This window comes from Pseudoalteromonas piscicida, from assembly GCF_002744175.1.
GTDB lineage: Bacteria > Pseudomonadota > Gammaproteobacteria > Enterobacterales > Alteromonadaceae > Pseudoalteromonas > Pseudoalteromonas piscicida_B.
This window is the reverse complement of the sequence record NZ_NKHF01000065.1, coordinates 1-7,854: the sequence shown is the minus strand read 5'-3', so window position 1 is coordinate 7,854 and position 7,854 is coordinate 1. Positions and strand designations below refer to the sequence as shown.

Annotated in this window: 8 protein-coding genes and 3 tRNA genes; all 11 read right to left on the bottom strand. The window is 40.4% G+C overall.

The window, feature by feature from the left end:
• Nucleotides 1–640 precede the first annotated feature (640 nt).
• Nucleotides 641–717 (bottom strand) — tRNA-Arg (locus tag CEX98_RS14405).
• Between the two features lie 55 nt (nt 718–772).
• Nucleotides 773–849, bottom strand: a tRNA-Arg gene (locus CEX98_RS14400).
• A 21-nt stretch (nt 850–870) separates the two neighbouring features.
• Nucleotides 871–963, bottom strand: a tRNA-Ser gene (locus CEX98_RS14395).
• 119 nt (nt 964–1,082) lie between these two features.
• Nucleotides 1,083–1,265, bottom strand: a complete 183-nt coding sequence (locus tag CEX98_RS14390) for a hypothetical protein (protein WP_099642751.1) — start codon at nt 1,263–1,265, stop codon at nt 1,083–1,085.
• 614 nt (nt 1,266–1,879) lie between these two features.
• Entirely contained in the window at nt 1,880–2,398 is a 519-nt protein-coding gene (locus CEX98_RS14385; RefSeq protein ID WP_143484347.1) for a hypothetical protein, read from the bottom strand.
• A 4-nt stretch (nt 2,399–2,402) separates the two neighbouring features.
• Nucleotides 2,403–3,116: a hypothetical protein gene (locus CEX98_RS14380; protein WP_099642749.1), complete on the bottom strand. Its 714-nt coding sequence runs from the start codon at nt 3,114–3,116 to the stop codon at nt 2,403–2,405.
• A gap of 192 nt (nt 3,117–3,308) precedes the next feature.
• Nucleotides 3,309–3,698 carry a hypothetical protein gene (locus CEX98_RS14375; protein WP_099642748.1) on the bottom strand — a complete coding sequence of 130 codons (390 nt, stop codon included), beginning with the start codon at nt 3,696–3,698 and terminating at the stop codon, nt 3,309–3,311.
• A gap of 2 nt (nt 3,699–3,700) precedes the next feature.
• Nucleotides 3,701–4,288, bottom strand: a complete 588-nt coding sequence (locus CEX98_RS14370) for a hypothetical protein (protein ID WP_099642747.1) — start codon at nt 4,286–4,288, stop codon at nt 3,701–3,703.
• Between the two features lie 202 nt (nt 4,289–4,490).
• Nucleotides 4,491–4,973, bottom strand: coding sequence for a hypothetical protein (locus tag CEX98_RS14365; RefSeq protein WP_143484346.1), 483 nt, complete (start codon nt 4,971–4,973; stop codon nt 4,491–4,493).
• A gap of 1,000 nt (nt 4,974–5,973) precedes the next feature.
• Nucleotides 5,974–6,498 carry a hypothetical protein gene (locus tag CEX98_RS14350; RefSeq protein WP_099642743.1) on the bottom strand — a complete coding sequence of 175 codons (525 nt, stop codon included), beginning with the start codon at nt 6,496–6,498 and terminating at the stop codon, nt 5,974–5,976.
• Nucleotides 6,498–7,854 (bottom strand): RHS repeat-associated core domain-containing protein (locus CEX98_RS14345; RefSeq protein ID WP_277948924.1); only part of this gene is annotated, 1,357 nt, incomplete at its 5' end. The genes CEX98_RS14350 and CEX98_RS14345, both read right to left, overlap by 1 nt.

Genomic DNA, 7,854 nt, shown 5'->3' with positions numbered 1-7,854 from the left:
AACAACACAGTCTTCCTGTAGGAGCGCTTTACGCGGCGAGGTTGTTGAAAAATCGCGGGGTGAACCCGCTCCTACAAACAACACAGTCTTCCTGTAGGAGCCGCTTTACGCGGCGAGGTTGTTGAAAAATCGCGGGACGAACCCGCTACCAGCAACACAGAATCCATGTAGGAGCTGCTTTACATGGCGAGATTGTTGAATAATCGCGGGGGAACCCGCTACAGAATTCATGTAGGAGCCGCTTTAGGCGGCGAGGTTGTTGAAAGCTCGCGATGTAAAATCGCTCCTACCAACAACATGGAATCCATGTGGGAGCTGCTTTACGCAGCGAGGTTGTTGAAAAATCGCGGGTTGAACCCGATCCTACCAACAACACAGAATCCATGTAGGAGCCGCTTTACGCAGCGAGATTGTTAAAGTGATCGCGGGGTGAACCCGCTCCTACCAACAACACAGTCTTCCTGTAGGAGCCGCTTTACACGGCGAGGTTGTTAAAAAGCTCGCGATGTAAAATCGCTCCTACCAGCAACGCAGAGTTCATGTGGGTGCTGCTTTAACAAATCAAATAGCAATTAAATTTCAGACACAAAGAAACAACTTCATTGGCTTATTACTTTTTATTTTACCACTCAAGGGAAAGTGGCGGACGCAGGAGGATTCGAACCTCCGACCGCCTGGTTCGTAGCCAGGTACTCTATCCAGCTGAGCTATGCGTCCGGTATGAATGTATAGTTTTCCAACTTCTTTTTATTTTATCACTTAAAAGAAAAAGTGGCGGACGCAGGAGGATTCGAACCTCCGACCGCCTGGTTCGTAGCCAGGTACTCTATCCAGCTGAGCTATGCGTCCGTACAAGACAACCATTAAAAATGGCGGAGAGGGAGGGATTCGAACCCTCGATAGGGCTACAAACCCTATACTCCCTTAGCAGGGGAGCGCCTTCGGCCACTCGGCCACCTCTCCGTCTTGTGGGGCGTATAATATAGGTTAGAAAAAATATGTCAAATACTTTTCTTGTAAAAAAGCACTGAATGGTGATAGATTGTTCAGTCTGCCTAGATACTCGGCATTAAAGCCAAATTTTACTCATTTTGTAGAGGGTTAGGATTGTGGAGAGGCTCATTACAAACTCTTCTTTGACGCAGTATTTCGTCTAAAAAGGCTTCCTGATAACCAAGTTGCTGAAATTCAGCAATGCAAGCTCTGTAATACATAATCCTAGCTTGTTCATGCATATCAATATCCCTATCGTCATTGCTATTCATCTTTTCAATTCCGCTCTCTGTTATTATTCCAACAAAAACAACATAAGTAAGCCTAGTTCGAAAAATTTTAGAGTCTAGTACTACAAGAGAAACAAATTTCACTTGTAAGAACGTAAGTTAGTAATTACCTTCTACTATTACATTTTTTATAAAAATGTAGGATTTATCTTACATTGATAATAGTAAAGTGCTCTTCCAATAATTGCAGAGATTGCTTTACGTTCCCCCCTACTGGAACCGTTATAGTTAAGCACATCGTTACCCATAGCAAACTTTGTTCAAATGCACTAAAACAGTAAGTTTCACTGTTTTCTTTGCCTGCTGCGGATCTTTTGTTCTGCTAAGTAGGTTGCTGTGGTACTCCTTTTGATGGTCATATTTCCTAGCAGGGTGAGCACATACTTGCCTATCAGATCGAAATAAAGCTAAAACAGCGACAACTGGTTTTCTTAGAAATGGGTCAAATAAAGTTCCCCCAACTCCTAGCACTACAACTAAGCGTATGGCACCAACCCAAAGGAAGCGAAGCGCCAACTTAAGAAGTTAAACGCCAGAAAAAAGAAAACCAGCGGCTGCTGGTTCTCTTGGGTTGAGTTCAAAAAATGTGTCCGCGCCTATTTATCTATCACCAGAGGTAACTCAATTACATTTGAGCTAAAACTACTTCCATAGCTCGAGCCTTTTATTTCAGCGCATAAAGTATCTCGCGTTTTAATCTGGCTTTCTAAAACCGCATAGTTTAAGTAAAGCTGATACTGAAATTTTGTATTGTCTTTGACTCTAGGCTCAAGACCGTTAATTAAATAATACTCTATTGTTTTTCCTTTGAAAAAAACAGAATTGAAAGCTAATTCTGGTATATGCTTTCCATCTCGACATAGACCTATACTCGCTCTCAAAGTTGCCGAGTTTTCTATACTTAATGTAAGCAATTCAACGTCAGATGAAATCGTTAACTCAATCAGTTCTCTGGCTTCAGACTTGTCTTTATAATCAGGAAAGAGTTCAAACATCTTTAGCTTTATTTTTTCAGCTTTTTGAAACTCAATTAAGGGGTTGATATCAACACCAAGCGCAGCGCATGAAGATAGTAGCGATAAGCAAGTTATAATCAAATATCTTTTCATCATCATCCCCTTAATACCTACAAAAAACCTGACAAATTTGAACATGATCTAATTGTTCATACCTTTGGTGTGTTGATGCATAATTTTTAGGTGCGCTATTCCATGCCCCACCAACCGTTGCAACGATGTTGTTCCAGTTGTTTAGTGAATCTCCTGCATCATAGTTTTGCCATACATTTGAGTTGGCGGCTACCTGTGACAAATTAGGTCTAGACCAATAAACAGGATCAACCGTTACCAACCTATTTACTGAATGTCCGTTAGCAACTACTTGTGCAGCCATATCTGCACCATAACTATGTGTAATAGCTGTAACATTTCCGTTTGCCTGATCTACCCATAGAGCAAGCTTTTCATGTTCCGTCCATTCAAAGTATGCAGCAGAATCTTTTCCATATTTAGAAACATGAGCTTCATAAGCGTCTTTCACAACTCTAGAACCCGCAGGGTTATTACCAGCAGCCCCGCCCACAAATGCAACAGCTCCAATAGCTGCACCTTTCAAGGAGTCGGTAACAACGTAGCCCGCTAGTACACCGCCAGTAGCGGCGACAATACTTGCTACACCGTATGCTTCAAATGCAGAAAACAGCTGTACTCCATATCCCGTCACCACTGTTGTGGCTATTGCAGTTAACGTTCGCCAATTTTTCTTGAGGAACTTACCTAACGCCTTAAAGAAATAACCACTCGGATCGGTATAACTCAACGGATTATTCAGCACATAGCTATAGCAGCGCCTGTCAGCTTTGGCACCAAACGGATATTCACCGATTTAAAACCTTCGTCATCCTTGGCACCAACCCAAAGGAAGCGAAGCAAGAAGCGCTAAACGCCAGATAAAAGAAAACCAGCTCTCGCAAGCTTTCTCTTGCTTAACATAGGTTGCTCCCGAAGGAATAAAATCTACTTAAATTTACGGCCAAGTTCTACAGCTTAAAGGATTACCACCTTTGTCAAAGCCCCAATTTTTAATAATGTAAGTTTCGGGCTCCACAACATAGTAAAACAAACACTTACCTACCCATCTCTTTTCAGGTGCATTAGAAAGTACTTCCTGATCACTATAATGGTAAATTAAATCGCCACTCTCATTCTTAGTTATATGTGTAAGACCTTGACCATTTATAACAAAATCACCTCTGCTAAATTGTCCTGCATTGGCAAACTTGTATGGCTTTCTATGCTTCATAACTTGTCCAATTCTAGAATCCATAAAGTTAACATAATCATTATGGCCAACAGCACAGCCAGCCATAAAAGTTATACTTATAATAAATACTACCAATAACTTAAAACCTTTCATTCTTACCTCCTTTCATCAAGTAAGTCGAAATAGTAATAATGTGAATAAGGTCGAGCTGCCGCAGCCAAAGTAATTGCATACGATGGCGGCATTGTAGCTACTAGAGAAAATTGATCATCAGGAATAAAACTATAATCGTGCAGTCCATCGTGAAACTCAGCAAAGGCATCCATATATGGCCCTTTTCCAGCAGCTTGCATAAAACCAGACTGATCAGATGAAAGAGGTATGTTCGCTCCACCTGCTATGGCATCTTTTTGCGCTTGAGTTAATTGTTTGCCAACGTCGCTTTGCCCTTCCTTCCATAGATGCGGCTCACCTGTTTCATTGTATGGTTTTCCCGTAGCTTTACTCACTTTAGTACTAACCCGCTTGTAAAGCTCACTAGCACTCATAGTTAGCGCTTGTACCATAGCCGCAGTTCTTGCACCTTTACTACAAGAGCCGCCCGATGCTTTACCTGCGGCACAGCCACCTAGAGCGGATACCCCAATACGCCCAGCCGCATCTCCCCATCCAGCTACATCACCAAAATTTGCATATCCGACAGCAGCGCCTGTCAGCTTTGGCACCAAACGGATATTCAGCAATTTACAATCTTCGCCCCTCTAGGCACAAACCAAAGGAAGCAAAGCACCACCGTAAAACGCCAGAAAAAAGAAAACCAGCTCCCGCTGGCTTTCGTTTACTTGGCTTAGGTTGCTCCCAAACTAAATCAAGTTAAGGGCAGAGAGATTTGAAATCAATTACTCTGCCCCCTTTGATTCAAAGTTCAAAAAAATTAGGGTTCTATTATTGAAGTTTATTTTTCTTTATTCCAAAACTGATTGCATTCTCATCATAGAAACTTAACTGGTATATTAAGTCGTTCAAAATAAATGTCCAATAGACACTATTTCTCATGTAAATCAATTTATCATCTTCAGGAAACTCAACATTTTTTATCGTACCATTCCCGAAATTAGTGGTGATGACATAACAGGTGTCCTTAGAGCTTTTTAATACATAGTTGTTTTGAATACTCTTTATCAACTTTTCATTTTTAGTAAGAAGCTCATCTAATGAATTAGGACACTTACCATGCATATTTACATAATCTTCAAGTTCTGGTTGTAATTCATTTAAGACCAACTTAGAACTATTCATAGCAACAGATAATTCATTAGCTGCATATATTCTCTCGTAAAAGCCTATAGACACTAACAAAAGCACAACTGCCATCTTTAAGACGTGGTACTTTTTGGGTTCCTTAAATAAATACTCACCAACAACCAAACCATGCTTACCATCAAAAGCACAAAAATTACCTTCACGCTCTTAGCTGGAAATAAAAGTAAATATTGCAACAAGTCTGAAAAAGTCACTATAAAGGCTATAGCAATTAACACACTTAATACTGTCTTAACTATTTTCATTTTAAGACCCTCCCATATATTTCCGAAGAGCTTCCATAGAAATATCTGAACGCTGATAAATCCTCGGTGAAAAGTAATGTTGGGCAGCAGCATTACCCTGATTATATATCCATTGATGAGCGGCACCTCTCTGTGCTCCGCCAAGGATACTCTTAATCTCACCACCCATATAATTTAATGTTCCAAGCTCTTGATTCACTCGAAGGTGAAGAGCCTGGTGCACCAAAGTATCCACAAATTCACTAGTGCTGTAACGTCGATCTCCAGAATATATTTTTCATAATTAAGTTTAAGGAGTGCCAGATATTGTTAGTTTCATATTCTTTAGTTCAGATATGTACTTTCTAACCGCCTCAGAATTATTTGAACTAATATTAAAACCTGTTCCTTTTTTATACTCATTACCTAACCATTTAACTGAATTGAAATTCCCTCTTTCTAAAGACTCTTCCAAGCAGTCATTCAAGAAAGAATCTACAATACTTTTTTTATTAAAAGACGGCCTAACTTTTTCTACCCAGATCCAATCCACAAATTCACGTATATTGGGGTTTCCAACAAAATCATTTGAACATAATTTGTTGAATAGAAAGCTAGCGTGATTGGCGTAACTTGGCTGAACAAAAAACTTGTCATACACCTTCGCCAACTCCAAGTTTGTCATTAAATATGAATACTGATAGAACAAGTTTCTTACTTCATCACTTTGCTCTGATGAAAACTTCAACTCAGTCAGGATTTTTTCTATCTCCCCGGTGTCACCAATTAATATTTGGTTTCTTAACGATTCAACATCAAAATCTTTGCCGAAAACCTCAAAGCTGTAAAAAGTAAAAAAGATCAAAAATAGGCCAATACACTTATTCATTTGTAAAGCTCCGTAAAGTTTGAATTCTATCCTCCAAAAACAGAATAACTTCTTCGTCAAACTTCTTTGAATTGGAACTAGCTCTAGCTACTACCAAAAATTTTTCGAAAGCCTTTGAATTTTGCTTGTTAATAGCAGTTAACAAACAACTTCCCTTATTTCCATTGAGTTTAGGAGATGAAACATTCACTTTTTTTTCATAGATAAAATATAACGCTTCTTCAAACCTCCCCCTCTCACATAGGGCATTTAGTAAATAGCCTGGAAAATCATACTCTCCGCCTTTGTGTTCATATTCCCGAAGAGATGTCTCGTTGATGCCATTTAAAGACAGAGCAATAAATAATGGTAAGCCGTCCACCCTTATCTCATTTATATCCTTACTTTGTCCATCATAACTTGACAGTTCTTCAATTCCCCGGGCGACTATTGACTGGCTTTGCACGCCTCCGATACTTGCGCACCCAAATGATAAAAACGTTAAACAAAATACAATTTTTTGCCTAATGTTCATCATTAGTTCCCTCCACACGCTGCTTGAACTACACTGCTATTAGAGCACCAGATTATCTCCCCCGCCTTTGTTGCTCCAGTGATCACAATAGTTGGTCCGGCCTGTGTCATAAACCAGCTATTTCCAACAATTCTAACTCCTGCTGGGCTTGATAATACTGAATTAGTACTTATTCTGGGCTTTGGCAGATTGGTCATTGGAGAATCACTGATAAAATTACTATCGTTACATGCCTGCATTTGTTGGCAAGATAGTAGAGTTGCATTCTCACTATAAGGAATAACAAACTTTGTTAAATAAGAATGGTGAACAGACATCACATTTCCGTTCATATCTAGCATAAGTTTTCCTTCAGAATCATACACCGGATGAAAATTTGGTTGCAACACTTCGTCTTTACCTGTTACTGGGTTATTTACAGTCAAAGATTTAGTATTTTCCGTTTGAGACTTCCAGCTCTCTGCGTTTAAGAGGTGTGCCATTGCCGCTGTCACAGCTCCATTACCAAACTTACCTCCAGATAATTTTGACGCTGTTCCCCCGATAACAGTTGCAATTGTAGTGCGGCCGAGAACCGCCCCAACACCTTTATTCCTGAAGTCGAAACCTGCATTACCCATTGCAAACTTGGTGAACCCGGCTGATACAAAACCGTGGCCGAAATTCCCCCCCTGTAAATCAGATATTATTCCGCCAACCAGCGCATGAGATCCTATATGCCCTGCTCCATTGGTTTGCCAAAACCCTGAGTTAGCACCAAATGCTTGTCCAATATTGAAAAATGCTGCTCCAGAGAAAGCTCCAATAGCTGCACCTTTCAAGGAGCCGGTAACAACGTAGCCCGCTAGTGCACCGCCAGTAGCGGCGACAATACTTGCTACACCGTATGCTTCAAATGCAGAAAACAGCTGTACTCCATATCCCGTCACCACTGTTATGGCTATAGAAGTTAACGTTCGCCAGTTTTTCTTGAGGAACTTACCTAACGCCTTAAAGAAATACCCACTTGGATCGGTATAGCTCAACGGATTATTCAGCACGTAACTATAACGATTATACGACTGTGAATTAGTTGGTGCCTGAATATGCGGATCAGCCTGTAAGAATCGGCCCAAGGTTGGATCGTAGATCCGACCATTCATATGAATAATATTTAAATTATTGAGCATTTCATGGCCGGTGAAGCCTTGGCGCATATAGCCTGTAAACACTTCAAATTTACTGGCTTGTAATTCGTATTGTTGACCAAATGGATCATAACGGAACGCTTGAGTGATACGTGCATTGTTGCCATTGCTGCTCACTTCACTGACCGCTAGGGTTGAACCTAAATGATCTTTTATCAATAGCTTGTGCGTT

Excerpts from the sequence above, each read along its gene's own strand:
- CEX98_RS14390 (WP_099642751.1), bottom strand. The coding sequence starts at position 1,265 with ATGAATAGCAATGACGATAGGGATATTGATATGCATGAACAAGCTAGG.
- CEX98_RS14385 (WP_143484347.1), bottom strand. The coding sequence starts at position 2,398 with ATGATGATGAAAAGATATTTGATTATAACTTGCTTATCGCTACTATCT.
- CEX98_RS14375 (WP_099642748.1), bottom strand. The coding sequence starts at position 3,698 with ATGAAAGGTTTTAAGTTATTGGTAGTATTTATTATAAGTATAACTTTT.
- CEX98_RS14350 (WP_099642743.1), bottom strand. The coding sequence starts at position 6,498 with ATGATGAACATTAGGCAAAAAATTGTATTTTGTTTAACGTTTTTATCA.